Below are 24,632 nucleotides of genomic sequence, written 5' to 3' on the forward strand. Positions count from 1 at the left end.
AAGAGAGTGATGCGGAGAATTCAGGCGAATGTCATGCCACGGGATGCCGGTGAAAAGCCGAATACCGGCCAGTCACGTGATGCTCGAGTTGCCGTTCTATATCGGCGAGCAGGCTCGACGCGCCGATTCGAAACAGCTCCGGCTCGAGCCATTCGCGGCCGAGTTCCTCTTTCATCAGGATCTGGTATTCGAGCACCGACTTGGCCGTGGACACGCCACCCGCAGGCTTGAAGCCGATCATCACGCCGGTGCGCTCGAGGTATTCGCGAATCATGCGCACCATGACGAGCGAGACGTCGAGCGTGGCGTTCACGCCTTCCTTGCCCGTCGACGTCTTGATGAAGTCGGCGCCGGCCATCATGCAGACCATCGACGCCTTGGCGATGTTCGACAACGTGCGGATATCGCCCGTTGCGAGAATCGCCTTGATATGCGCCGGGCCGCATGCCGCGCGAAAATCGCGCATTTCTTCGTAGAGGGCTTGCCAGTTGCCCGTCAGCACGTGTTCGCGCGTGACGACAATATCGATTTCCGCCGCGCCGTCTGCAACAGACGCCTCGATTTCCTTCAGCTTCAGCGGGTGCGGAATCAGGCCGGCGGGAAATCCCGTCGATACCGCCGCGACCGGAATGCCGCTGCCGTGAAGCGCCGCGACCGCGGTCGCAACAAAGCGGTGATACACGCACACCGCGCCGGTTGTAATGCCGGGCGGCATGCCGAGCGCTTCGAGCAGGTCGTCGCGCACCGGGCGGCGTGCCTTCGCGCACAGGCGTTCAACGCGCGCGGCGGTATCGTCGCCATTGAGCGTGGTCAGGTCAATGCACGTGATTGCCTTCAGCAGCCACGCGGCCTGCGCGTCCTTCTTGACGGCGCGGCGCGTGCCGAGCGTACTGACGCGCCGGCCGACCGCCGATTGATTCACGCGCAAACCGTCGATCCACGACAGATCCAGCGGCATACCGGGATTGCGCTCGGCATGGCCGGTTTGAGGTTTTCCGCGCAACGGAACGACAGATTGGGAGGCGACATCGAGCATGAGTAGGGCCGGTTGTGCAACGCACAACATTTTCCGGTTAATCGATACAGCATTCTAACATTATGTTGTTACGATCATAACATCCGGGAATACGCGTACATGCGCTTTGTTTTCTCGGCGGAGCGGCCCGGAATCGCACGCCAACAATTCATCGGAATCAGCCAGAAATCGTCAAGATTGTTCTCGCGGTTAGAATCGTGTATCAAAGGCGGATCGTCGGCGCGTGATACACACCGACACGGCGCTGCCGCCGAGGAGAGTTTGATGGACGCATTGCCACCCGAAGAAACCATCCGCAGCGCAGTAGACCGGTCGGTAAGCCGCTTGCGACTGCAGCACGAAATCGCCGTCCAGTTCGCGACCTCCGTCCTGCGCCTGCACAACGCCGACGCACTGCTCGACGAAGCGTGCAAGGCGGTATCGGCGGGATTGCATTCGCGCTTTGTCAAAGTCCTGCGCTATCAGCCGGAAAGCCAGACCTTCGTGCTGGAAGCGGGCGTGGGCTGGGACCCGGCGGATATTGGCACGACGGAACTGAGCGCCGACGACGCCAGTCCCGCCGGCCACGCGTTCACGAGCGGGCAGCCGGTGCTCTCGAATCACCTGGGCGCGGAACACCGCTTTCGCACGCCCGAACTGCTGACCCGCCACGGCATCAAGCGCGCCATCAACGTGCCGATTCGCGGCATTCCGGAAACCTTCGGGGTGCTGGAAGCCGACAGTTCCGACGACGAAGACTTCAGCGAAACCGACATTGTTTTCCTGGAAGCCATCGCGAATGTGATCTCGATGAGCCGCGAGCGCCTCGTGGCCGAATCCCAGACGGACGCCGACGAACTGTTTTCCACCAGCGTGCTGAACGCGAGCACCGATTGCATTCAGGTGCTGTCGCTGGAAGGCGGTGTGGAGTTCATGAACGACAACGGGCTCGCGGCGTTGAGTATCGACGACTTCGCGGACATTGGCGGCACGCATTGCCTGGACCTCTGGCCCGAGGAGCAGCGCGGCAAGGTTCTGCACGCGCTGGAGGCGGCGGCGCGAGGCGAACCCACGCGCTTCGAAGGCCCCTGCCCGACCTTCACCGGCGATGCGCGCTGGTGGGACGTGTCGGTCTCGCCGATCCGCGATACCGACGACCACGTCAAACGCGTCGTGCTCACCATGCGCGACGTGACCGAGCGGCACGAGAATGAAGAGAAGCTTGCCGCGCTGGTGTCGAGCCAGGAAATCCAGTTGGGCAACTCCGCGCTGATGATGAAGGAGGTGCATCACCGCGTGCGCAACAGCCTGCAACTCGTGCAGACGCTGCTCGCGCTCCAGGCGAACCTTGCAGGCGACAAATCCGTCACCATGCAGTTGCAGGCCGCCGCCACGCGGGTGCGCACTGTCGGCTCCGTGCACCATCGGCTCTATCAGGACGATGGCGCCGAAGCCACGGACGCAACCAGCTACTTGCGCGGGCTGACCGCCGACCTGGCCGAACTCGCCGCCGACCGGGAAGTCATCCTCGAAGGTGAATCTGTTGTGTTGCCTGCCGCGCGCCTCGCGCCGCTCGGGCTTGTCACGGCTGAACTCGTGACCAATGCGCTCAAATACGGCCGCGGCAAGGTGCGCGTCAAGCTTGAACGCACGAGCGACGCTGTGTTGCTCGCCGTCGAGGACGAAGGCGACGGGTTTCCAAACGACTTTCCGAAACCGCAAGGCACGGGTCTCGGCATGCGGCTGGTGACGACCTATGCCGGCAAGGGAGTGGGCGCCGTGACGGTCGATCGAAACGTGCCTTATAGCCGGATTGTGGTGAGATTCGCGCCGGGTTGAAGCCGGGTTGAAAGCAGTTTATCAAGCAATTACATTTCGATTAAATCAGCCATTCGATTAAATCCGGCTCAACATAATCGGCCACCATAATCGGCCATTTGAACAGATCGCATATCAGACATACAAATCGATACAGCACGCCGTTTTACCGGATGTTAAGCTGAGGCCAATCAAGTATCTGCGTCGCCGTTGCGCATTCCCAGGAAGATTGGCTTACCGATCTGCAGCCCGGGCGGCGATCCTTGCCGTTCGGCATTCGCTCGCGACGATCCCTTCGAATCAGTCCAACCGGATACGTGCATATGACCAAGATCAGCAACCAGGACAGCAGGCAGTCGAATGAGTCGCGCACGAAAATCCTGATGTGCCCATTCACCAACTACACCAATCGCTATATAGAGATACAGAAAAATCTATTCACCGAGATTGGCTACGAGGTCATGCCCCTTTCCGTCAAGGGTTTGCTGCAAGGCGGATTCACCCAGTTATTCAAACCGGACAACGTACTGGTGTTTCACTGGCTCGAATACCGGCCATTCAAGCGGGAAAAAGGCCGCGCCCAGTTCAGCGTCTCGGGCAGCCTGCTTTTCGCTTTCTATTGCACGCTGATAACCATTGCAAGAGCGAAGACGGTGTACTTTGTGCATGACCACGTGGTTCACGACACCACCGGCTTCAACAGGCGGCTCGCCAAGCGCGTCATGTCCTTCATTCGCGGACTGGCCGATTTCCGTGTGGTCCATGCGCCGAACTTCGAAGAGAAATACAACGCCACGTATCTCCCACATCCGCTCTACTGGGATGCGCCGGGTCAATCGCCGACCGTGCCGAAGAAAGACAGCGGCAAGCCATTGTTTTCGCTGCTCGGCGTGATCCGTCCTTATAAGCAAATCGACGCCGTTCTGGAAAACTGGCCCAGCGAATGCAATCTGCTTATCGCCGGTCTGGGCACCGAGGCGTATCTCGCGACGCTCAACGAAATTCTCGACAGACGGTCGCTGCGAAGCGCCGTCAATCTGGACGCCAAGTTCCTGTCGGATGCCGAGTTCGCGCAAGACGTCGTCAACACGGACGTGATCATCCTGCCGCACGCGGCCGATTCCATGCTGGTGAGCGGCGCCTTTTTCGAGGCAATCGGACGCGTGCCGCTCGTGATCTCGCGCTCGACGCCCTTCATGAAATGGGCGGCCAACAAGTTCGACAACGTCCGTCTCTTCGACGACATCAGCGAACTTCCCGGCATCGTGCGCGCGATTAGCGATTCCTGGCCGGCGGCGGCTCAAGGCTCAGCCAACACCCTGGCGGCCGATGAGTTCGGCTGGCGAGCATGCCACAGGCGCTACGAGCAGTTCTTCGAGTCAGTCGTGGGGCGACGCAAAGTAGCCGAGGAACCAGTGGCGGAGTAACGCGCGGCGGTGCCTAGATCACGTTCTTTTGCCGCAGCAACTCGATAGTCTCTCCCGGTACATTCCAGTCGCGGAGAATCGCTTCGCTGTGCTGTCCCGGACTCGCGGGGGGCGCGCTCACTTCGGGCGCGGTGCGGCTGAATCGCGGCGCGGGTCCCGGCTGCGTCACGCCATCGATATCAACAAACACGCCGCGCGCCCGGTTATGCGCGTGCAGCGGCGCTTCGTCCATGTCGAGAACCGGTGCGAAACACACGTCCGTGCCTTCCATCAACTCGCACCACGCCTGCCGTGGTTTTGTCGCGAAGATGGCGGCGATCTTCGTTTTCAACGCGGGCCATTTGCTGCGGTCCATGTGATTGTCGAACTCGGGATCGTGGATATCGCAGAGCTTGAGCAGCAGCGCGTAGAACTGCGGCTCGATCGATCCCACCGATACGAACTTGCCGTCCGAGCACGCGTACGTAGTGTAGAAATGCGCGCCGCCAGCAAGCATGGCCGAGCCGCGTTCGCCCGTCCATGCACCGAACGCCTTGTAGCCGTAGATCATCGCGCCAAGCAGCGCCGAGCCCTCGACCATGGCCGCGTCGACGACCTGTCCCTGCCCCGAGCCTCGCGCCTCCAGCAGCGCGCACAGCACGCCGAACGCGAGCATCATCCCGCCCCCGCCAAAGTCCCCCAGCAGGTTCAGCGGCGGCACCGGCGGCGCGCCGGCGTGGCCGATCTCGTGCAGCATGCCGCTCATCGCGATGTAGTTCAGGTCGTGGCCGGCGGCGTTGGCGAGCGGCCCGTCCTGGCCCCAGCCGGTCACGCGTCCATAGACGAGCTTCGGATTGCGCCCGAGACATATGTCCGGTCCAAGCCCGAGCCGCTCCATGACGCCGGGGCGAAATCCTTCGATCAACGCATGGGCCTGACCGATCAGATGCAGCGCCAGTTCGCGCCCTTCCGGTTGCTTCAGGTCGAGAGCCAGGGAGCGACGCCCGCGCGCCATCACGTCGAACCGGGTGCCCTGCATGGGATAAGGCGTCGCACCGCTTGCCGGTTTCCGGTCGATGCGAATGACTTCAGCGCCCATGTCGGCGAGCATCATGGCGGCGAACGGACCGGGACCGAGCCCCACCATTTCGACCACGCGAATCCCCTTCAGCGGCCCGCTCATGTCCTAAGCCCGGCGATCAGCACGCAAATGACTGGCGATTTCATATCGATTTATCCTTGGAGTGTCCGCAAGAAAAAGCGCATTGATTCAAGAGACTCAATAGACTCTACACCTCGCGCAGTCGATTTAATTGCGGCCGGCACCATCGAATAGAATTGGAAACTGATGTGCTGCTCAAGCAGTACGAAGACCAGCCAGCGGTCCGCGATCATCCATGGGGAGTCTGCTAATGCGTCTTCAGCCATTCGGGCGTGCGAGCCTTGGCGCCGCTTGCGTGCTTTTGTGTTTATCGGGGCAAGTGCAGGCGCAACCCGCCAGCGGCACGGCGCCGGCGCCTGTGGCCGAACTGGCCGTGACGCCCAATTTCACCGGCGACGACCCAGTGGCCGTCAGGGACGCGCTTGCCAGGAAACTCACACCCGGCAAGACACGCACGTTCGCTCATCGCGTGGAAGACCTGATCGGCACGGCGCTGCCCAAGACGCTCCACGATCCCGTGCTGACAGACGCGAATCTGGCCCGCGATCTCGCGTTCGTGGTGCCGGCGCCGTATGGCATCAGGTATCGCGCGAAAGTCCATGTCATGACCGTCGACGTAGACCTCTCGGACAGCGATCATCCCGATGCCATCGTGCTGAAAAAAACCATCATGGGACCGGGCGGGCGGAAGCTGGTCATCGCGGCGGAGGCGAAGGCGAAGGGATACATCCAGAACGTCGATGTGATCGAACTGGACATTACTGCGGCCAAGCGGAACAAGACCACGGTACGCGGGCGCTTCGTGTTGCCGGAAGCAGAGTTCGAAGCCGCGGGCGACGGCGATCTTGCGCTTGTGCTGATTTGCCGGGTCGTGCCGCCTTATCTGACCGAGACCGTCGAGCATAGCGATCCAACCAACGAAGAACCCACCGACATCACCACGCGCACCGCGACGCTGCATGCGCATGTTGGCGATGTGTGGCTCATCAATCGCGAGAAAGGCGTGGTGCTCGCGAAGGGACTGCATGTCGTGAAGTGATGGCGCGCGAACGCCCTGGAGACGTTAAACAGCCTTCAATCGCAGCGCGCAAGCTCGCGCCGTTCGGCGTTTTGCAACGGAAATCCCGCGAATGCGCACTTCATCAGCGCGGGTAACGCCGCGTCTGGATCCGGATCGCGGTCGGCGTGCGTGACGCTGACCCGATACACCGTCACCCCGCTCGCGCGTTCCACAAATTGAACCGTCAGCGCGTGCACGTATCGCTTGCGCCCAAAGAATCGCGGCGGCGCTTCAGTGTCGCCGCACGCGCTTTCGGACGCCGCCGATAAACACGCGGCCTGAACCCGGACGCGCTGTGGGCGGGTCGCGTAGCCAAGCTCGATCAGGTAGTCGGCGTTGTCCGTGGATGCGGGCCGCAGACCCTGGGCCGTCATTGCGTCATCGAGTAACCGGGCAGCATTGCTGTCCGCCCCCGCCTGCATTTGAAGCGCATAAGTCCTCGCGGCGCCGTCCGTGGAAAAAGCGCTTTCGCGATATGCGCTGACGCGCACCGGTTGCTCGCCCGCGCAGCCGCACAGCAACGCGAGAAGAAGCACGGCGCCTGACATCGATCGTAGTTTCACTTTGCTCCTCGAATTCGTTATGGCTCGACGGCGTGCGTGCGCAGCGTGATCGTCACGGTCGTGCCCATGTTCAGGCCGCTTTCAATCGCGATGTCGCCCGCGTGGCGGCTGACCACGGTCTTGACGAACGCCATGCCAAGGCCGGTGCCGTCGCTCGCAGGCTGCCCGGCGGCGTGAAAACGGCGAAAGCGCTCGAAAAGATGCGCCTGCTGTTCGCGCGCAATCCCGTAGCCCTGATCGCGGACCACGCAGATCACAGCCTCGGGCGTCGCCCTGACGATGCAATCCACGCGCGTCGCGGGCGGGCTGTATTTGACCGCGTTGCTGAGCAGGTTGATCAGCGCGCGCGTCATCAGGGAACGGTCGGCCAGCACCCAGAAGTGTTCGCCCTCACAGCCGCATCGCACATCGATATGCTTGGCATTGGCCTGCGGCCAGATCTCGTCGCTGGCATCGATGGCAAGTTCGTGCAGGTTCAGAAGTTCCATCTGGTAATGCTGCGACTCGGCGCGCGCCAGTTGCACGAAGTCATCTGCGAGTGCGAGGGAGCGGCGCGCGTAGCGCTCAACGCGCGCGATCAGGTCCACCGCGCGCGGCGAATCGAGATGCGGCCGCTCGGTTTCAAGCAGCGCCAAAATGGATGCCTGCGGCGAACGCATGTCGTGAGACAGCAGGTGCAGCATGTCGTCGCGCTGGCGTTCGGACGCGTGCAGCGCGGTGATATCGATCCAGCTTGCAATCCATCCCGGCAATCCGCCCGTACTGGTCGTGCAGGGCGCGTAGCGCAGCATGTGATCGCGGCCACGGCGGTCGCGCACTTCAATGCCGCGCGTCATCACATCCGCATGGCCGCTCACGCGAGGATCGAGGACAGCAGGCCATGAAACGTCGCGGCTGGTTTCGTCGACGAGGCGCACGAAATGGAACGTGCTGAACATGTCCATGATGGACATGTCGGTGAAATGCATGGGGCCAAGCTGGAAGCGCGCGGGGTCGTTGACCAGCAGGATGCGTCCTTCGTGATCGCAGACCACGATGGGTTCCGGCAGGCTGTTCAGACTGTCCCAGATGAATTGCCGCATGTTGCGCTGGCGTTGCACGGCCTCGCGCGTGAGTCCGATCAGCCGTTCGAGCACGTCGCCGGCCGCGCCCTGCGCTTTTTGATCGGATCCGGGCAGCAGGTTCGGTTCGGCGGCAAGCAGGCGCAGTTCCTGGCCGAGATAGGACATGGCGACTTCGAGACGCCGCCAGCTCCACAGCAAGTAGATCAGCACCAGGCCGCCGAGCGCGGGAACCGGCGACAGCCAGCACGAGCGCGCATACATCAACGCGGCGCTCGCGACGAGGCTGGCGAGCGCGAGCCCGATTGTCAGTATCAGCGACTGGAACGGCGACATCACCAGCAAGCCGCCCAGCAACAGCACGATGGGCAGGACATTGGCCCACGCGGCGGCGTGATCGTCCATGGGTTCGATGGCGCTGTCATTGAGCAGCGCGTCGAGGATCGTCGCGTGGATATCGACACCCGGCAATTCGCCGACAGCGCCGGATATCGGCGTGGCAAAACGGTCGCGCAATCCGGCGGCCGTTGCGCCGACAAGCACGATCTTGCCCGCGAAGAACTCGGGCGGCGCCTGGCCGCGCATTGCGGATGCAAACGACACGCGCGGGTATTCGACCGATGCACGCGAGAACGGAATCATCATTCGATGTGCGCGCTTGAGGTCATCGGCGGGAGCGGCTTCCTTTCTTTGCATGCCGGGGAGCGGCGCACGCGGCCCGCGCAACGCCCGGTACACCGGCACCATCAGCCCCGGCCACCAGTCGCGGCCGCTGCCTTCGAAGAGCGAGACGCTTCGCGCAATGCCGTCGCGGTCGACATCGAGATCGATATGCCCAATGCCCGCGGCGGCATCGCGCAGCGCTGCAACCGGTTCGACGGCGGCCGGCACGCTCTGGTTGACCGGCTGGCGATCGACCAGCAATGGCAGATAGGTCGGCACGCGTTTCATTGCCTTGGCGAAAGCGGCGTCGCCGGGCGATGACTCCGTGAACAGCACGTCGTAAGCAATGGCGCGCGGCTTCGCTTTCGCGATCTGCTCCAGCAGCGCCGCGTGCGTGTCCCGCGGCCAAGGCCAGCGCCCGAGTTCGGCGATGCTTTCGTCGTCGATAGCAACGATCACGATGTCCCGCGCCGCCTCGCGTTTCGAATGCAGCAGCAGTTGGTCGTAGAACAGGAAGCTCGCGCGCTCCGTCAGCGGGCTGACGACGCCATGAACCACGGCCGCAATCCCGATTGCGCCGATCAGCGTCCATTCGAGCAGAAACCGCTTGCCCGTCGACGGACCTGGCCCGCGCCGGTTATGAAAAGGAAGGCGCCATGGCATGCGTCGCGCCTATCGCGTCTGGTTGAACGAATGGATTTCGCCGGGAACCGAGACGACGCGGCCGTTCTCGAAGACATCGACACCGATGCTCCAGTAGTACGTGCCCGGCGCCAGATGCGCGACTGACATGGCGCCGCCGGCTACATCGAGCAGATCGACAAGCGGCGCGCTCAGGTCGGCGTGCGTGGACAGGACGAACCGATACCGCGCGCCGGGTGACGCGCTGTCCACGTGCCAGCGGAACGCATAGCCGCCGCTTTCGGTCGGCGCGGCGCTGGGGTTGGTGGTATCGACGCGGCGGATGAACGTGAACACTTGCGGCAAGCCGTCTATGCCTTGCCGGTCCGTGGCGGACACGCGCACGAAGTAGTTGCCATCCGGAATGTCGTCGAAGGCCACGTGCCGGCCAGTCGAACGCTGGTCACGCAGCAGGTCGAGGAAACCGGCGTCGGCGGCGATCTCCGTGCGATACGCGCTGGCGCCATCGACCGGCGTCAAGTCGAATTCGACTTGCGCGAAACGCTGCAGCCTGTCCGGTTCCACAATATCGGGCGCACCCAGCAGCGGCACCGGAGCGCCCGCGGTTGCGCCCGTAAGCGTGACGTTGCCATAGCCCGCCACGACCACCGTCTCGGCGTCGCCCTGAATCGGTTGCGGCGTGGCCGAACCATCCGGCGAACTGTCCACGCCGATCTTACCCGCGAGCACTTCGACCGTCGTGGCGTCCTGCTGCGCCAGATAATTCACACGAAAACGCGTGCCGCGCACGCCCGCGACCACCGAAGGCGAGGTGACGCGGAACGAATCGCGCGGATTCCTGAGCGGTGTGACATCGGTCGTGACTTCGCCTTGCTTGAGGTCGAAGCGCCGCTCGACCGCGCCCGTGAGGAGCGTCTTGCGCAAGCGCGCGATCCGGATCCGGCTGCTCGATGGCAGCACGACGTGCGATCCGTCAGGCAGTGTCATCGATACGAATGCGTCGCGGCCCGTGCGGACTTCGTCGCCCTCTTGCAGCAACACGCCGGCGCCGACCGGGATGAATGGCACGCCCGGCGCCGTGCTTTTTTCGACGCTGCCGCGCACCGCCTCTACCCGCGCGGTCAGCGACACCTGCCTGAGGCGCGCGGTCGGCATGGCAAGGCGAGAATTGACCTGCAAACGGCGCGGATTCGCGACGTGATTGAGATCGCGCAAAAGCCGCCAGTCGTCAGGACTTTCCATGTACCGGTCAGCGAGCGTGTAGAGCGAATCGTCGGACTGCACCACGTACGGCGTAATGTCGGGCGGCATGCGTTTCGCGTGCGCGGGGTGCACGCTAAGGACGATGGCGGACACCATCGCGGCGGCGCGCCCGGTTTGACTGAACCCATTCACGACGAATCATTCCCCCACTTTTTCCAGCCGGTAGCCGTAGCTATAAATCGGCGTGATGCGGTATCCGTTTTGAGGCCGCAACACCAGCTTGGAGCGGATCTGCGACACGTGTGTATCGATGGTGCGCGAGGGAATGTCGACATCTTGCCGCCACACCGACTCGCGAATATGCGTGCGCGACAACGGCCGCGACAGGTTGCGAAACAGCAGCAGCGCCAGTTCGAATTCCTTTTGTGTCAGCGCGACCGTTTCGCCATTGACCGCGGCGAGTTGAGTGGCGATATCGAATCTATAAATGCCGTAGGTCTCATGCGCCGCGTCTTTTTGCTGCAGATAAATCCGGCGCAGCAACGCCTCCACGCGCGCGAGCAGCACGGGCGGCGAAACCGGCTTGAGAATGTAGTCGTCGGCGCCGGCGTTGAGCATCTTGACGATATCGCTTTCCAGGCTGCGGCTTGTCAGGAACAGAACCGGCAAATTCGTGGTGAGATTTTGCCTGATCCATTTCAGCACGATGTCTCCCGGCATTTCCGGCATGTTCCAGTCCAGCAGCAACAGGTCGAATGGCTGGCGCCTGAGTTCATGAATCAGGCTCTTGCCGTCCGTGAATACCTGACACACATGCCCCGCCGAGGTCAGTGTCTGAGCCACGTATTCCGTCTGGCTCAGGTCGTCGTCCAACACGCAAATCCGCATTTGCCTGATTCCCCGTTGAATAATCCAGACCGTCTTTTGCTAACCGTTCGAGTCGACTTGCCAAATACGTAAGGCGTTAATTTTTTCAGTCTAAAACCTGTTCGGCGTTTTATTATACTTTTTAACGGCTATTTATCGCATTTTGAATCAGCATCTTGTCGAGGCTTTTCATTACATGGTCCCACGCTGCCGCTGAATAATCCTCTCTCGCCTTTGCACACATGCGCGCGAACGTCATCAACCGCCGTGCTGTTTGTTCGCAATGGGTCAGCGGAATCGGACCGTCCTCATCACTATTCAAGCCTGAAAACAGATTCCGGGCGGGTTCCACCGACCGGTTTAACGCGTCAAGTTTTTTGCGCAGAATATCGGCCAGCCAGGGCAACTCATCCGCGCATGAATCCGCATATGCCTCGACAGCTGCACGTGCGTGGCGGTCGGCTTCAAGATCCAGTGTCAGCCGGCGCAGGCCGCTGGCGGCTTGGCCAGGCCGGATCGGCGACTTCAACGCAACCGGACCTCCGCTTGATTTGCACAACATTGCTAGCCCCCGGCCTTTATTCTCGATGGAATGTCGATTTAATCGCGTTCCGCAAGTCCGCTCAAAAGGGATTGCACCGCGTCGCGCTGCATATGGCTCAGACCGCAATCCCGTAACGTCATCAAGCGGTTTCGCCAATACCGCGCCTGGAAAATCGCGCCGTCGGCGCTTAAGCGGACGCAGCGAAACATTACAGTCCGGATATGCGTTATTTCAGCATCGATAATACTCGACGCGTGATTTCCCTGGTAAAGCCTTTTGCTTTTCACAGATATCCCCGAGCTGACGTTTTGATCGCTTCATGGTCGGCCTCCCACGCGCTGGATTAAACAGTTCTCCGAATTGCGAACAAAACTTCTATTGCGTTTTCGATACGCCACTCTACCGCCGATGACTCGCGATTTAAGCGTAGTTTTCACTATTTAACAGTTCGCGCGGCGGCCTATCCCGGGCTGTCCCCTAGCGACCTGCCGGTTCCTGGCGCTTACACTTTCGCGGCTGCGGATTGCCGCTTTCATCGACTTACAAACCATCCATGACTCTCATGAAATCGTTCTTGCTGAAGCTGTCTGTGTGTGCGTTCATCGGCTTGACGGCCGCCATTTCAGCTCAGGCCGCCGAATTACACGTGATGAGTTCAGGCGGCTTCACTGCCGCCTACAAGATCCTCGGGCCGCAATTCGCGGCGGCGAGCGGCAATACGCTCGACACGGCGCTCGGCCCGTCGATGGGGAAAGCGCCCGAAGCCATTCCAAATCGGCTGGCGCGCGGCGAACCCGCCGATGTCGTCATCATGGTCGGCTATGCGCTCGATGACCTGATCAAGCAAGGCAAGGTCATTCCGGGTTCACGCGTCGAGCTTGCAGACTCGCCTATTGGGATGGTTGTGCGTACTGGCGCGCCGAAACCGGATATCGGCACGATCGATGCATTGAAAGACACGCTGCTGCATGCGAAGTCCATTGCTTACTCGGACAGCGCCAGCGGCGTGTACATACAGAACGAGTTGTTCAAGCGGCTTGGGATCGAGGACCAGATTCGACCGAAGGCGACCATGGTCCCGAAGATTCCGGTGGCGTCAGTGGTTGCAACGGGTGAATACGAGGTTGGCTTTCAGCAAGTGAGCGAACTGCTGCCCGTGCCAGGCGTGACGTTTGTGGGCAAGATCCCCGGCTCGGTGCAATCGGTCACGCGCTTCGCCGCAGGCATTCCGGTGGGCGCGCAGCATCCGGCCGAGGCAAAGGCGCTGCTTCAGTATCTGGCGTCGCCCGCTGCGTTGCCCGTCGTGAAGCAGACGGGACTCGACCCGGTGGCCTCGCATTGATGAATGCATGCGGGGGGTCATTGTGCGGCTCTAGAAGCCAAGCATGGTGCGCCTTTAGTCCGCCGCAAGCTCACGCACGCGCGGAATGACTTCCTGTGCAAAACGGCGCATATCGGTTTCGAAGGGCTGGAATTGCAGCATGAACAATTCGATCCCCGCCCGATGAAATGCCACGATGCGCTCGGCAACCGTCGCGTAGCTTCCAACCAGACCCGCCGCCGTGCCGCCGTTCGTTCCCACGCGCGCCGACTTGCTGAAGGTCTGGTGCATGACCGTTTTCGGATCGCTGTTCTGCTTCACGATGGCGCGCAACGGCGCATCCTTCGCGGCGAGTTCGAACAGATGATCGAGATGATCCTGCGCTTCTCTTTCGGTCTCGCGCGCGATCACAAACGCCGATAACCCAAACCGCAACGCCGCGCCTGTGCGCTCGCGCGCGGCGACATCGGCTATGAGATGCTGCACGTCCGCAAGCGGCTGGCCGTTGATGAACCAGACGTCGCCTTTGTCGGCGACCAGCGCGCGGGCCGGCTCCGATTCGCCGCCCACGTAGATTCGCGGACGCTCGCGATACGCGCTCGCGGGCCGCAGCATGTAGTCCTCGACATCGAAATGCCGGCCCTTAAACGTAGTTCGCTCGCCGCGCAAAAGCGAACTCACCACGCTGATCCATTCGTGGCCATACGCATAGCGCTCGTCATGCTCGGCAAAGCCGATGCCCGCTTTCGCCAGTTCCGGACGGTTCCACGCGTTGACCAGATTGAGCGCAAAGCGCCCGCCGCTGATCTCCTCGATCTGCAGCGCCATCTTCGCGAGCACGACCGGGTGATAGAGATACGGCTTGATTGCCGTGATGATCTCGATACGCCGGGTCAGTGCAGCGATCGCCGCCGAGGCCGTCCACGCTTCGAGCTGGTCGAGCTTTTCATCGTGCGGATTGATGGTGTGCTGCGCAATCAGCGTGGCGTCGAAGCCAAGACGCTCGGCTTCCAGAATCAGTTCGCGGTTGCGGGTCCAGGAGGCGTCGTAGGGTTCGTCGGGATCTTGAAGTGCTGCGCGGCTACCGTGGACAAGCGCCCAGATGCCAAAGCGGGGAGGATTCGCGGACATGTGATGCCGAAAGGGAAAGTGTCGGGGCATGATGCGTGGCGCGGCGGGCGCCGGTCAACGAAGCGCTTTTACTTTTTTCTTCTTTGCATTTCACGTCCCGCACTAACGCCAGATCCGAACCCGTGGGAACGTCCACGCCCGGGTGTTAATATCGACCGCCCGGATTCAAGCCCCAGCCCGCCGATTTCCCGCCCCGGACGAAACGTCCGACCTTACAGCCCGCACCTTCGTTCGAAGGCACATTGAAGTGACCCTATAAGTGACTCGACCGCATTCGCCGGCGCATTCCGATGCGTGCGCAGATGACATGCATCGACACATTGTCGACGCGATGCATGAACATGGCTGGTCGGAGCAGGATATCTTCTTGCCACCGGAACTCACCGTTGCGCTCGCGCTGGAATGCGCGGCGCTGGCGACCGCTGGAACCTTGACGCTCGCGCGCGTCGGCCAGGGCGCGGCGCGCACGCTGCAACCCGAAATACGCGGCGACCGGATCCAATGGCTGCAAGCGGGTCAGTCCAAAGCCTGCGACCAGTATCTGGCGATCATGGAAACGCTGCGGATCGCGCTGAATCGCGGGCTGTTCCTGGGACTCGACGAATACGAAAGCCACTTCGCGTTCTACACGCCAGGGGCCGCGTACAAGCCGCATCGCGACCGCTTCCGGGACGACGACAGCCGCACCGTTTCAGTCGTCGTCTATTTGAATGCCGCCTGGCTGCCGGAGCACGGCGGTGCGCTGCGGCTGCATCCAGCGGGCTCGCACCCACGGGACATTTCACCTGTCGCGAGCCGGATTGCGGTGTTTCTCTCCGCCGACATGCTGCACGAAGTACTGCCCGCCACGCGCGACCGGTTATCGCTCACCGGATGGTTCCGGCGCCGCGCCTGACCTCCTCCTCTATGAAGGCACCGCATCATGCAAACTGAAAGCTTCATTCCCGGCAAGGACGCATCGCTGGAAACCTCCATTGCCACCATGACGCAGAAGCTTGCGGCGCGCGGCTTTTTCCTCGATGAAAGCTCGTGGCTCAATCCGGCTGAGAACATCTGGTCCGTGCATATGCGCGACCGCGACTGTCCGCTGCTGTTCACCAACGGCAAGGGCGCGTCCGAACTGGCAGCGCGCGCCAGCGCGCTGGGCGAGTTTTTCGAGCGCCTTGGCTGCCATTATTTCTGGACGCACTTCTATCTCGGCGAAACCCGCGCCGCGCGTCCGTTTGTTCATTACCCGCAGGAACGCTGGTTCGCACCCACGGATGATGGTACGTGGCCGAAAGAATTGCTGAATCCGGAACTGCATGCGTACTACAACCCGGATAGCGACATAGACGGCTCGGTGATGGTCGATCTGAACTCCGGCAACATGGATCGCGGTATCTGCGCGTTGCCTTACACGCGTCTGCGCGACGGCGAAACCACGTGGTTCCCGGTGAACCTGATCGGCAATCTGTATGTCAGCAACGGCATGTCGGCGGGCAACACGAAGCTCGAAGCGCGCACGCAAGCGCTGTCCGAAATCTTCGAGCGCCACGTGAAGTACCGCATCATCAGCGAAGGTCTGTGCCTGCCGGATGTCCCAGAAGACGTGATCGCGCGTTACCCGGGAATTGCTGCCGGCGTGAAGGCTTTGCGCGACGCCGGTTTCGGCATTCTGGTGAAGGACGCGTCGCTCGGCGGCCGTTATCCGGTGATGAACGTGACCTTGCTGCATCCGAAGGATCAAGGCGTGTTTCCGAGTTTCGGCGCGCATCCGCGTTTTGAAATCGCGCTGGAACGTGCACTGACCGAGTTGCTGCAAGGCCGGTCGCTCGCGTCGCTGGAGAACTTCCCCGAAGCCGGTTTCGATATGGACGAAATCACCGCGGTCGCAAATCTCGAGATTCACTTCGTGGATTCAAGCGGTGTGGTGAGCTGGGAATTCCTTGGCGAAGAACCCGATTATCAGTTCGCCGACTGGAATTTCAGCACGACCACGCAGGAAGATTACGACTGGTTGTGCGCGTGTATCGCGGCTGAAGACCGTGATGTGTATATCTCCGATTTCGAAGAACTCGACGTCTACGCCTGCCGCATCCTCGTGCCCGGCATGTCGGAGATTTATCCGGTTGAAGACCTGCAGTGGGAGAACAACAGCGTGGGCAACGAGATTCGTCCGGCGCTCGTGCGCCTGAACGAACTCGAGGACGACGAATGCCAGAGGCTGCTGGACGATCTCCAGACCATGAATCTCGGCGACGAACGCCCGCTGTGGGAAATTCTCGGGCTGGCCGTACCGGTCGGGACGACATGGAAGGAATTGCGCGTCGGCGAGTTGAAGACGTTGCTGGCGCTGGCAATAGGCGACAGGGAAGCGGCGCGCGAAGGCTGCGACTGGATCCATCATTACCGGCAGATGAACCATGCGCGCTGGCTGGTGTATCGCTGCGTCGAGGCGTTGCTCAATCTCGATGAACCCGGCGAGTTTGGACGCTCGTTGACGCTGCTGTATGGTGCGCAAACGCTGCGTCAGGCGCAGGCGCTGGTCGACGGCAAGGAGCGTTTCTTCGGCCTTCCCATGCTCGGCCCCGATTTCGAAGGAAGCGCCATCCACGGCACATTGCTCGCCGCCTACGACAAGCTGTTTGCGCCTCAAGCCACACCGCTAGCCACTCATTAAGCACGGCCTGCAAGCACATTCATCGCGCGAATCGATCACTCGTCTTGAAGGTCGCGCGGTGGGTGACCTTCGCCCGCCAGGCGCGTGGCCGCATCGCGCTTGAGCGCCGCGCGGTCGATCTTGCTCGTCGACGCCAGCGGAAACGCGTCGACGAACCACACTTGCCGCGGATGCTGATACGCCGGCGCATGTTCGAGCGCGAACTTTTTCACGGCCTCCGCGCTCAATTGCGCGCCCGGCTTTCTCACGATGAACGCAACGGGCTTCGTACCCTTGATGGCGTCATCCACGGGAATCACGCTCGCTTGCTGAATCAGCGGATGCCGCTCCAGCATCTTTTCCACATCGCCGGGAAAGATGTTTTCGCCGCCCGACACGAACATGTCGTCACGTCGCCCGATGAACGTATAGAAGCCGTTTTCATCGCGGCGAAATACGTCGCCCGAACGATAAAAACCATCGGCCGTGATCGGCGGCGCAAGGTCCGCGCGATTGTGATAACCGTTCATCAGACCGGGACTGCGCATTTCCAGTTCGCCCTCGTCGGCGGGCTGCCCGTTTGTATCGATCAGGCGAAGCTGCACTTGCGGATGCGCCACACCAACAGCGAGGGGCGGCGTCGGCAAGCCGCCGGGATGCGGGCCGAACACCACGGGACCGCCTTCGGTCGTGCCGTATGCATTGATCACTTTCGCGTTCGGCAACAACGTGTGGATCTGGTCGAGCAACGCGCCGCTGACCGGAGCGGAGCCCATGCGCACGTAACGTACCGACGATAGATCTGTTCGCGAAAGCAGGTCCCGCTCCTGCATCATCATGGCGATCATGGGCGGGACGGAGGTGAGCCAGGTGCATCTATACGTATCGATAGCGCGAATGTAGTTGCGCGCGTTGAACGCCGGCATGAGCACGGTCGTGGCGCGTGCGGCGAGCGCCAGAAACGCCAGCGCCAGCGCGTTCATGTGATAAAGCGGCGCTGCGATCAGCACGCGTTCGCTCTGCAACGGCTGCGCTTTCAGGCGCGTCTCGACAACCCACAAATGACTCGCGTGCGAAAGCACGACACCTTTGGGCCGGCCCGTCGATCCCGATGTGTAGAGAAATAGCGCGGCTTCGTTTTCATTCGGCGCGACCGGTTCGAACGGACCGCGATGAGCCTTGGCTTCTGCGATGAAGGCAGCGAAACCTTGCGTTTCGTCGGGACTGTCGAAGACGATTCGCGGCAGCGCATCAGGCGTATCGGCTGAACGCTTCGGATCACTGAATACCATTCGCGCGCCGCTGTCGGCAATAACCTCTGCAATCAGCGCTCGCGGGAACTTGTAGTTGACCGGCACGGCGACCAGCCCCGCGCGCATGATGCCAAGCAGGGTCGCGACATATTCGGCGGAGTTCGCAGCGAGCACCGCGATGCGTTCACCGCGCGCGTATTGCCGATGAAGCGTATGCGCAACGGCGTCCGCGATGGCGTCGAGTTCGGCGAACGTATACCGGCGCGCATTGAATGTTTCATCAAGGCCGATGATTGCAACGGCGTCGTTGTCCGCAGAGTCGCGGGCAATCAACGCACCGAGATTGGTGGGAAACGTCATGAGATGAATTCCAGCAAGGTATCGAAGCGCGGCAACGCAACGAGCACGCGATCTGCTTCGACTACAGCGGACAAGCCAGCCGCGCTCGCCATTGGCTCGATCGATCGCCACGCTGGAGTGCGCACGGTGATCGCGGCGTAACGCGGTCCGCGCGCCGCGACGTGCGCGGCCATTGCGCCGAAATGCTCATCGAAGGTCTTGCGTGTCCAGTAGGCCAGCGCGAAGCCGGGCGCGATCTCGCCGAGTTGCATGTAGGGTTCAGGCGCTACATCGACCAGATGCAGCGCGCTCAAGCCAGTCGCGCCGTTCGGATGATGCTGCCATTCGTCGCGAAACACGAACTCGGGCGTCAGGTGCTGGCAAAAATAGACGCGGCCGCCATCGAGCTGACCGGCTTTCAGGCGCACCGTCGTGAAACGCGCGTCGCCAAGCGGTTCAACCGGGCGCGAAAATGTCTGCGGCGGAGTCGCATCGAAGCCTGCCTGCTGCAAGCTTGCAAAGGTCGCATCCGGATCTTCGGTGCGAAACACGAGACCGTCTGCGCCGAGGGGACTGTTCAGGATCTCCTCGCGCACGGTCTTGCCATCGGCAGGCAGACCGATCAGTTCGAGATAGTGGTCATCGAATACGATCGCGTGATTGATCGAGCCGAGCGTGTGATACCCGCGCGGCGCGATCGTGAAACCGAGTTGCTCGAAGATGGCTTGAGCGGCGTCGGTATCGAAGCGCGTGTTGATGACCAGGTGATCGAGCGGCAACATCACGGCACGGATGGCGGCGTTGCGGGCGAAGCTGTCGCGGTCGAATACGCGCCGCGTCCGCTTGCGACGAGCTTGCCCTCTTTATCGAAGACTTGCGCCTCGGCGACCGACACTTGCGAGCCGAACTTGACCACCTTGCCTTTCACGGTCAGGTCACCCTTGAACGCCGCGCGATGATAGTCCACACGCAAGTCGATGGTAGGCACGCCGCGCCCTGTTTTCGACACCAGCGCCCAATCCGCCGCGAGATCCACGAGCGCGGCGAGAATGCCGCCGTGCGTGTAGCCCTTGTCCGGATTCACGACCCACTCTTCGCGCCACGCGGCCGTGAGTTCAATCTCGCCCTCACCCACCGATACCACTTTCAGCCCAAGCCATTCGTGGAACGGGCCGCGACGAAGGCGCGCCTCGATATCCTGCGCGGACGGTAAAGTTGCTTCGCTCATGATTTTTTCTCTCGATTTCGACTTTTCCCAACATTGGATTCACGGATTGACGACGACCTTGCCCAGCACCTCGCGATCGCGAATCAGACGCAGCCCTTCGGCCGCTTCTTCGAGCGGCAACGTCCGGTCGATAGCAGGCACGAGTTCACCTGTTGCGATCTGGTCGAGCAACGCGCGCAGGTTTTCATCGTAGAAACTGTTGGAGCCGATGATCTTCAGCTCGAAGCTCCAGATGTATCGCAGATCTTCCGCCGGCGCATGTCCGGCCGTCGCGCCGCATACGAGCAGCGTGCCGCCGCGCTTGAGGCATTTCAGCGAGGGCACCCACGTGTCGCCGCCGGTGAAGTTCACGACCACGTCGACACCGCCGTCGTAGGTCCGGCGTTGCGGCTTGCCATACTGTCCAATGGCCCACTTCGAGAAATCCGTGGTCTTGTAGTTGACCGTCTGATCGGCGCCGAGCGCTTTCAATTGCTCGCACTTCTCGTCGCTGCCCGCGCATGCAATCACTTCGGCGCCCAGTTGCTTCGCGATCAGGATGCACGCCGTGCCCACCCCGCCGCTCGCGCCGAGGATCAGCACGCGGTCGCCGGCCTTGACCGTCCTGTGCGTGACAAGCATGCGGTGCGCCGTGCCGTAGGCCACGGGCAAGGCGGACGCGGCGTCGTAGCTCACGGCGTCGGGCAGCGGGATCAACTGGGCCACGGACACAAGGCAATACTGCGCCATGCCGCCATCCAGCATTTCGCCCATCAGGCCCTTCTCCGGATACAGCGGATTCACGAGCACGCGATCACCCGGCTTCCAGCCTTCAACGCCCTCGCCCACTTCCGCGATGTCGCCGGCCATGTCGAGCCCGATTACCACTGGAAACGGCACCTTGATACCGGGCATGCCCTTCACGGTGAATACATCGTGGTAGTTGAACGACGATGCACGCACGCGAATCACCACATGCCCGGGCGTGGCTTTCGGCACGGGCTTGTCGCTGACCACATGCAGTTGATCAAGGTCGCCATGTTCGTTCAGCACGAGCGCTTTCATGGTCGATGCAATAGCGGTTGTCACAGTGTCTTCTCCACGTTACTGAATTGATTTCGATGCGGCGTATGGGGCGGTATCGAACAGATTGGCGGGCAATGCGCCCTTGATCACGCCACCGTCCACGAAAATCTGATGTTCGCGTTTGAGCGTGTCCAGATCGATAGGCTCGAAGGTCACGCGATTGATGTCCGACCAGCGCGCGGCGTAGGCCTGCGCGTCCTCAGCCGGCAAGTTCGCGCTCTTTTGCAGGATCGTGGCGACGTCGCCCTGATGCGCCGCGCCCCATTGCAACGCGGTGCGCATGCCGGCAATCAGCTTCGCCACGTCTTGCGGATGCTGGGCGAGATAGTCCGCACGGATCGCACTCACGCCAATGTAGGGCGTCGCGTCCGACTTCGTGAGCTTCTTCCATTCGCCGCCGAAACTGCCCAGGCGCTTCACCTTCAGCTCCTTCAATTGCGCGATGGTCACGGCGCGCAACGCGGCCGCATCGACCTGTTTTTGCACGAGAAACTGCGCGAGGCGGCCTTCGTTTCCAGGGACGATCGAGAAGTCGGCAGGCTTGATGCCGTTGTTGCCCTGCAGGACTGCAGTTGCAATCGATGCAACCGAACTACCCGGCGGCGACATGCCGACCTTCTTGCCGCGCAGGTCGGCGAGCGATTTGATGGGCGAGTCTTCCGGCGCGACGAATTCGACATCGGCGGGTTGTGTTGCGAGCACGATCTTCAACGGCACGCCGTCGGCGGCAGTGCTGAAGACGGCCGATGCGGGAGCCGCAAAAGCGAAGTCGATTGCGTTTGCGGCCAGTGCGCGATTGGGCGCGTTGACATCGGCGAAATGCACGAAGGTCACATCCAGCCCGCGTTGCTGCAGGAACTTCTGCGCTTCGAGCACCGCGCCAAAGCCAAGGCTCACGCCACTCGTCCAGTAGCCAATGCGTATCGGCGCCGCTTGCGCCGCGCGCACGCCGCCCAGTGCCGCACTTGCTGCAATGGCCGTAACAAGCGCCGCTCTCCTGAATAAATCGAAGCGTTTCATCATCCTCATCCCGTTTTGTTCATCTGGTTCAGTCGGTTTTTTTCCAGCGAAACAGGCGGCGTTCGAGCGGCTTCAGCACGCCCGCTTCAAGTGCAAGCATCAGGACGACCAATGTCACGGTCCACGCGAAAACCTGATCGGTCTGCACGAGATCCGCCGCTTGCCGCAAGCGATATCCAATCCCGTTCGACGACCCGATGGTCTCCGCGACCAGCGACACACGCCAGCCAAAACCAAACGCAAGCCGCGCGCCGGCAAAGAAATGCGGCAAGATGGTCGGCAAGAAAATCTTGCGCATGATCTGTGTTTGCGACATGCGAAAACTGCGGGCAAGTTCTACGAGATTGCCATCTACAGTCAGCGCGCCTTGCCATACGTTAGTCAGGATCAGCGGCATGGCCGTCATGAACACCACGAAGATGGTCGTCGCATTCGAGATCCCGAACCAGATGATGGCGAACACGGCCCATATTGCCGACGAAACCGTATTCACAATCGAGAGCAGCGGCTCGAAAAAGTGCGCGACCCGCGGGTTCGATCCGAGCGCAATGCCAAGCGGTGCACCCACGGCCGCAGCCAACAAGAATCCTCCCACCACGCGATACAGCGTGACGCCAAGGTCATCGAAAAAAGTGCCGCCTTGCACCAGCGCCACGAACGCATGCGCGACTCTCTGCGGTCCGGGCAGCACGAATTGCGGCATGCGCAGCGACGCAAGCGACCAGAGCGCCAGCAGCAATACAACAAGCGCCACGCGTTGCGCAACGGTCGGGGCGAACGAACTTCGCGGAATAGTAGCCATAGGTCAGATCAGGAGACGCAGTTGGCGGATCGCCTCGGCAACGGCGGGATCGGTGGCGCTGCGCGGGCGCGGCAGGTCGACGCCGACAATCTCGCGCACGCGCCCGGGACGCGGCGCGAGCACGACCACGCGGTCGGCCAGCACGATCGCCTCCTCCACGTCGTGCGTGACGAAGAGGACGGTCATGTTTTGCATCGCGTGAATGCGCAGCAATTCCTCGTGCATCTGCGTGCGCATTTGCGGATCAAGCTTCGAAAACGGTTCGTCCATCAGCAGGATGCGCGGTCCCGTAACCAGGCTGCGAGCCAGCGCCACGCGACTGCGCATGCCGCCGGATAACTGATGCGGATGGGCATCGGCAAAACCTTGCAGCCCCACGAGATTGAGCACCGCATTCGCACGCGCATGGCGTTCGTGCGCGGGGATGGCGGGGACTGCGGCTTCCAGGCCGAACTCTGCGTTGGCGCGCGCCGTGCGCCATGGGAGCAAGCGGTCTTCCTGAAACATATAAGCCAGCGCGTTACGGTCCTTCGTTCCTTCGGTATGCTTACCGTCGATCCATAGCTCGCCCGCGCTTGGCTCGATCAACCCCGCGACCATGTTCAGCAGCGTGCTCTTGCCGCAACCCGACGTACCAAGAAGCGCCACGATCTCGCTTTGGGCGACATCGAAAGAAACGCCATTCAGCACCTGCAGCGAGCCAAAATGCTTGCCTACGCCGCGAAGGGATATTGCAGCGCTCATCGACGCAACTCCGCGACCGTATAGAGCGGCAGCGACGCGCCCGCGCTCGACAGGCTCGCGTAGACCTTTTCCATTGTCATGGTCTGGAACGTCTCGATGTGACGGCGCGCGATGGTCTCGGCACGACGTCCGTCGCCGGCGATAAACGCATCGATCATCGCGTTGTGGTCATGCTTGATCTCGGGCTTCGTGCCTTGAACGCCAAAGCCTAGCGCCACGAGGCGCGACATTTCATCCAGCAGGCTTGCCAGCGTCCGGTGCAATCGTTCGTTGCCGCTCGCTGCGGCGATGGCGAGATGAAATTCGCGGTTGGCGTCCAGAAATACATCGATCTGCGCAGACAATGCGCGCTCGGGATGCGGCACCCGGCACGCGGCTTCGAGACGTTTGAGCAACTCGACGTCAACACGGCCACAAGCAAGACGTGCAGCCAGCGGTTCAAGCTGGACGCGCAACGCAAAGACTTCTTCGACGTCTTTCAGCGTGATCGGCGTGATCCGGTAACCCTGTCGCGGAAGCGAGCGCATGAAGCCTTCGTGCGCGAGCCGCACGAGCGCGATACGGCAACTCGTCTTGCCAATTTCGTAATCTGTCATCAACTGGCTTTCCGTCACCGTCGAGCCGGGCATGAGTTTGCACGACAGCACGTCGCGCCGGATGCGCTCGTAGGCGTCGTCGCCCCTGGCAATCGGTGCCGAAGTATCGGACGTGGCGACCGGAGTGGACATGCGCGGATCGGGATCGTTGTAGGTCATGAGTGTCGGATTGTGAGCAGCTCACGGTGTCGAATTGATGCGTTCAAGGAACCATCGTAGGCGTTTGCGTTGGTTTTCGAAAACAAGGAAAAGAAATAAAGATGTGGCGCAGGGAGATATCGTGAGGTGCTCAGCGGAGGATTTCGCCGTGGGAAGTGGCGGATTTCCTTCCGGCAGGTTCTACAGGGCAGTGAAAATAGCGATGTATCGCGCGCTGAATTTTTGGACAAATTCTCGTCGGCGGCGAGCGATTATAAGAAGCGACGCCGCGCACTTCAGCCGATTGTCGCCCGGTAGCGCGGGTTCGATACGAACCTGATGCATGGGGC

The 24,632-nt window shown here is 61.6% G+C and carries 22 protein-coding genes; 6 read left to right on the forward strand and 16 right to left on the reverse strand.

Annotated features, from left to right (window positions below; translation table 11 throughout):
- Positions 1–31 precede the first annotated feature (31 nt).
- On the reverse strand, positions 32–1,036 hold the full coding sequence (gene deoC, locus ACRWA7_RS01050) for a deoxyribose-phosphate aldolase (protein ID WP_438390695.1): 1,005 nt from the start codon (positions 1,034–1,036) through the stop codon (positions 32–34).
- A 264-nt stretch (positions 1,037–1,300) separates the two neighbouring features.
- On the opposite strand from deoC, the gene ACRWA7_RS01055 reads away from it, so the two are divergent.
- Positions 1,301–2,854: a sensor histidine kinase gene (locus tag ACRWA7_RS01055; protein WP_438390696.1), complete on the forward strand. Its 1,554-nt coding sequence runs from the start codon at positions 1,301–1,303 to the stop codon at positions 2,852–2,854.
- 302 nt (positions 2,855–3,156) lie between these two features.
- On the forward strand, positions 3,157–4,260 hold the full coding sequence (locus ACRWA7_RS01060; protein ID WP_438390697.1) for a glycosyltransferase: 1,104 nt from the start codon (positions 3,157–3,159) through the stop codon (positions 4,258–4,260).
- Positions 4,261–4,273: 13 nt separating this feature from the next.
- On the opposite strand, the gene ACRWA7_RS01065 is transcribed toward ACRWA7_RS01060, so the two are convergent.
- Positions 4,274–5,422 carry a CaiB/BaiF CoA transferase family protein gene (locus ACRWA7_RS01065; RefSeq protein WP_438390698.1) on the reverse strand — a complete coding sequence of 383 codons (1,149 nt, stop codon included), beginning with the start codon at positions 5,420–5,422 and terminating at the stop codon, positions 4,274–4,276.
- A 229-nt stretch (positions 5,423–5,651) separates the two neighbouring features.
- Here ACRWA7_RS01065 and ACRWA7_RS01070 point away from each other — a divergent pair, with 229 nt between their 5' ends.
- A complete protein-coding gene (locus ACRWA7_RS01070; RefSeq protein ID WP_438390699.1) occupies positions 5,652–6,440 on the forward strand; it encodes a hypothetical protein in 789 nt (262 codons plus the stop codon).
- Between the two features lie 35 nt (positions 6,441–6,475).
- Here the strand turns inward: ACRWA7_RS01070 and ACRWA7_RS01075 are convergent, their stop codons facing one another.
- The 5 genes from ACRWA7_RS01075 to ACRWA7_RS01095 form a co-directional block, all read right to left on the reverse strand.
- Entirely contained in the window at positions 6,476–7,024 is a 549-nt protein-coding gene (locus ACRWA7_RS01075) for a DUF4136 domain-containing protein (protein WP_438390701.1), read from the reverse strand.
- Positions 7,025–7,041: 17 nt separating this feature from the next.
- Positions 7,042–9,411 (reverse strand): CHASE2 domain-containing protein, encoded by a 2,370-nt coding sequence (locus tag ACRWA7_RS01080; RefSeq protein WP_438390702.1) that lies wholly within the window; start codon positions 9,409–9,411, stop codon positions 7,042–7,044.
- A gap of 9 nt (positions 9,412–9,420) precedes the next feature.
- Complete coding sequence (locus ACRWA7_RS01085; protein ID WP_438390703.1) at positions 9,421–10,785, reverse strand: FecR domain-containing protein; 1,365 nt, start codon at positions 10,783–10,785, stop codon at positions 9,421–9,423.
- A 6-nt stretch (positions 10,786–10,791) separates the two neighbouring features.
- The gene (locus ACRWA7_RS01090) at positions 10,792–11,481 is read right to left on the reverse strand and encodes a response regulator transcription factor (RefSeq protein WP_438390704.1); all 690 of its coding nucleotides are present in this window, start codon (positions 11,479–11,481) and stop codon (positions 10,792–10,794) included.
- Positions 11,482–11,602: 121 nt separating this feature from the next.
- Entirely contained in the window at positions 11,603–11,989 is a 387-nt protein-coding gene (locus ACRWA7_RS01095) for a peptidase (RefSeq protein WP_438390705.1), read from the reverse strand.
- 577 nt (positions 11,990–12,566) lie between these two features.
- Here ACRWA7_RS01095 and ACRWA7_RS01100 point away from each other — a divergent pair.
- Positions 12,567–13,346 (forward strand): substrate-binding domain-containing protein, encoded by a 780-nt coding sequence (locus tag ACRWA7_RS01100; RefSeq protein ID WP_438391021.1) that lies wholly within the window; start codon positions 12,567–12,569, stop codon positions 13,344–13,346.
- Positions 13,347–13,400: 54 nt separating this feature from the next.
- On the opposite strand, the gene ACRWA7_RS01105 is transcribed toward ACRWA7_RS01100, so the two are convergent.
- On the reverse strand, positions 13,401–14,456 hold the full coding sequence (locus ACRWA7_RS01105; RefSeq protein ID WP_438390706.1) for an LLM class flavin-dependent oxidoreductase: 1,056 nt from the start codon (positions 14,454–14,456) through the stop codon (positions 13,401–13,403).
- A gap of 307 nt (positions 14,457–14,763) precedes the next feature.
- On the opposite strand from ACRWA7_RS01105, the gene ACRWA7_RS01110 reads away from it, so the two are divergent.
- Both ACRWA7_RS01110 and ycaO read left to right on the forward strand, forming a co-directional pair.
- On the forward strand, positions 14,764–15,351 hold the full coding sequence (locus ACRWA7_RS01110; RefSeq protein ID WP_438390707.1) for a 2OG-Fe(II) oxygenase: 588 nt from the start codon (positions 14,764–14,766) through the stop codon (positions 15,349–15,351).
- Positions 15,352–15,378: 27 nt separating this feature from the next.
- The gene (gene ycaO / locus ACRWA7_RS01115; RefSeq protein ID WP_438390708.1) at positions 15,379–17,118 is read left to right on the forward strand and encodes a 30S ribosomal protein S12 methylthiotransferase accessory factor YcaO; all 1,740 of its coding nucleotides are present in this window, start codon (positions 15,379–15,381) and stop codon (positions 17,116–17,118) included.
- 35 nt (positions 17,119–17,153) lie between these two features.
- Here ycaO and ACRWA7_RS01120 read toward each other — a convergent pair whose 3' ends face one another.
- The 8 genes from ACRWA7_RS01120 to ACRWA7_RS01155 are packed head-to-tail and all read right to left on the reverse strand — an operon-like array spanning position 17,154 to position 24,303.
- Positions 17,154–18,710, reverse strand: coding sequence for a class I adenylate-forming enzyme family protein (locus ACRWA7_RS01120; RefSeq protein WP_438390709.1), 1,557 nt, complete (start codon positions 18,708–18,710; stop codon positions 17,154–17,156).
- A complete protein-coding gene (locus ACRWA7_RS01125) occupies positions 18,707–19,471 on the reverse strand; it encodes a VOC family protein (protein WP_438390710.1) in 765 nt (254 codons plus the stop codon). The genes ACRWA7_RS01120 and ACRWA7_RS01125 overlap by 4 nt, the downstream gene beginning before the upstream one ends.
- Positions 19,471–19,917 (reverse strand): PaaI family thioesterase, encoded by a 447-nt coding sequence (locus ACRWA7_RS01130; protein ID WP_060856505.1) that lies wholly within the window; start codon positions 19,915–19,917, stop codon positions 19,471–19,473. The genes ACRWA7_RS01125 and ACRWA7_RS01130 overlap by 1 nt, the downstream gene beginning before the upstream one ends.
- A gap of 39 nt (positions 19,918–19,956) precedes the next feature.
- Positions 19,957–20,961 carry a quinone oxidoreductase family protein gene (locus ACRWA7_RS01135; RefSeq protein ID WP_438391022.1) on the reverse strand — a complete coding sequence of 335 codons (1,005 nt, stop codon included), beginning with the start codon at positions 20,959–20,961 and terminating at the stop codon, positions 19,957–19,959.
- Between the two features lie 39 nt (positions 20,962–21,000).
- Positions 21,001–22,002 carry an ABC transporter substrate-binding protein gene (locus ACRWA7_RS01140; RefSeq protein ID WP_060856504.1) on the reverse strand — a complete coding sequence of 334 codons (1,002 nt, stop codon included), beginning with the start codon at positions 22,000–22,002 and terminating at the stop codon, positions 21,001–21,003.
- 28 nt (positions 22,003–22,030) lie between these two features.
- The gene (locus ACRWA7_RS01145; RefSeq protein WP_438390711.1) at positions 22,031–22,804 is read right to left on the reverse strand and encodes an ABC transporter permease; all 774 of its coding nucleotides are present in this window, start codon (positions 22,802–22,804) and stop codon (positions 22,031–22,033) included.
- A 3-nt stretch (positions 22,805–22,807) separates the two neighbouring features.
- A complete protein-coding gene (locus tag ACRWA7_RS01150; RefSeq protein ID WP_438390712.1) occupies positions 22,808–23,548 on the reverse strand; it encodes an ABC transporter ATP-binding protein in 741 nt (246 codons plus the stop codon).
- Entirely contained in the window at positions 23,545–24,303 is a 759-nt protein-coding gene (locus ACRWA7_RS01155) for a GntR family transcriptional regulator (protein ID WP_438390713.1), read from the reverse strand. The genes ACRWA7_RS01150 and ACRWA7_RS01155 overlap by 4 nt, the downstream gene beginning before the upstream one ends.
- Positions 24,304–24,632: the final 329 nt, after the last annotated feature.

This window comes from Caballeronia sp. DA-9, assembly GCF_051615025.1.
Taxonomy (GTDB): Bacteria; Pseudomonadota; Gammaproteobacteria; order Burkholderiales; family Burkholderiaceae; genus Caballeronia; species Caballeronia sordidicola.

Coding starts and splice junctions, on each gene's coding strand:
- ACRWA7_RS01135 (WP_438391022.1), bottom strand. CDS start 20,961: ATGAAAGCGCTCGTGCTGAACGAACATGGCGACCTTGATCAACTGCAT.
- ycaO (WP_438390708.1), top strand. CDS start 15,379: ATGCAAACTGAAAGCTTCATTCCCGGCAAGGACGCATCGCTGGAAACC.
- ACRWA7_RS01055 (WP_438390696.1), top strand. CDS start 1,301: ATGGACGCATTGCCACCCGAAGAAACCATCCGCAGCGCAGTAGACCGG.
- ACRWA7_RS01150 (WP_438390712.1), bottom strand. CDS start 23,548: ATGAGCGCTGCAATATCCCTTCGCGGCGTAGGCAAGCATTTTGGCTCG.
- ACRWA7_RS01080 (WP_438390702.1), bottom strand. CDS start 9,411: ATGCCATGGCGCCTTCCTTTTCATAACCGGCGCGGGCCAGGTCCGTCG.
- ACRWA7_RS01070 (WP_438390699.1), top strand. CDS start 5,652: ATGCGTCTTCAGCCATTCGGGCGTGCGAGCCTTGGCGCCGCTTGCGTG.
- ACRWA7_RS01065 (WP_438390698.1), bottom strand. CDS start 5,422: ATGAGCGGGCCGCTGAAGGGGATTCGCGTGGTCGAAATGGTGGGGCTC.
- ACRWA7_RS01105 (WP_438390706.1), bottom strand. CDS start 14,456: ATGTCCGCGAATCCTCCCCGCTTTGGCATCTGGGCGCTTGTCCACGGT.
- deoC (WP_438390695.1), bottom strand. CDS start 1,036: ATGCTCGATGTCGCCTCCCAATCTGTCGTTCCGTTGCGCGGAAAACCT.
- ACRWA7_RS01060 (WP_438390697.1), top strand. CDS start 3,157: ATGACCAAGATCAGCAACCAGGACAGCAGGCAGTCGAATGAGTCGCGC.
- ACRWA7_RS01100 (WP_438391021.1), top strand. CDS start 12,567: ATGAAATCGTTCTTGCTGAAGCTGTCTGTGTGTGCGTTCATCGGCTTG.
- ACRWA7_RS01130 (WP_060856505.1), bottom strand. CDS start 19,917: ATGAGCGAAGCAACTTTACCGTCCGCGCAGGATATCGAGGCGCGCCTT.
- ACRWA7_RS01140 (WP_060856504.1), bottom strand. CDS start 22,002: ATGAAACGCTTCGATTTATTCAGGAGAGCGGCGCTTGTTACGGCCATT.
- ACRWA7_RS01125 (WP_438390710.1), bottom strand. CDS start 19,471: ATGTTGCCGCTCGATCACCTGGTCATCAACACGCGCTTCGATACCGAC.
- ACRWA7_RS01155 (WP_438390713.1), bottom strand. CDS start 24,303: ATGACCTACAACGATCCCGATCCGCGCATGTCCACTCCGGTCGCCACG.
- ACRWA7_RS01090 (WP_438390704.1), bottom strand. CDS start 11,481: ATGCGGATTTGCGTGTTGGACGACGACCTGAGCCAGACGGAATACGTG.
- ACRWA7_RS01145 (WP_438390711.1), bottom strand. CDS start 22,804: ATGGCTACTATTCCGCGAAGTTCGTTCGCCCCGACCGTTGCGCAACGC.
- ACRWA7_RS01120 (WP_438390709.1), bottom strand. CDS start 18,710: ATGACGTTTCCCACCAATCTCGGTGCGTTGATTGCCCGCGACTCTGCG.
- ACRWA7_RS01110 (WP_438390707.1), top strand. CDS start 14,764: ATGCATCGACACATTGTCGACGCGATGCATGAACATGGCTGGTCGGAG.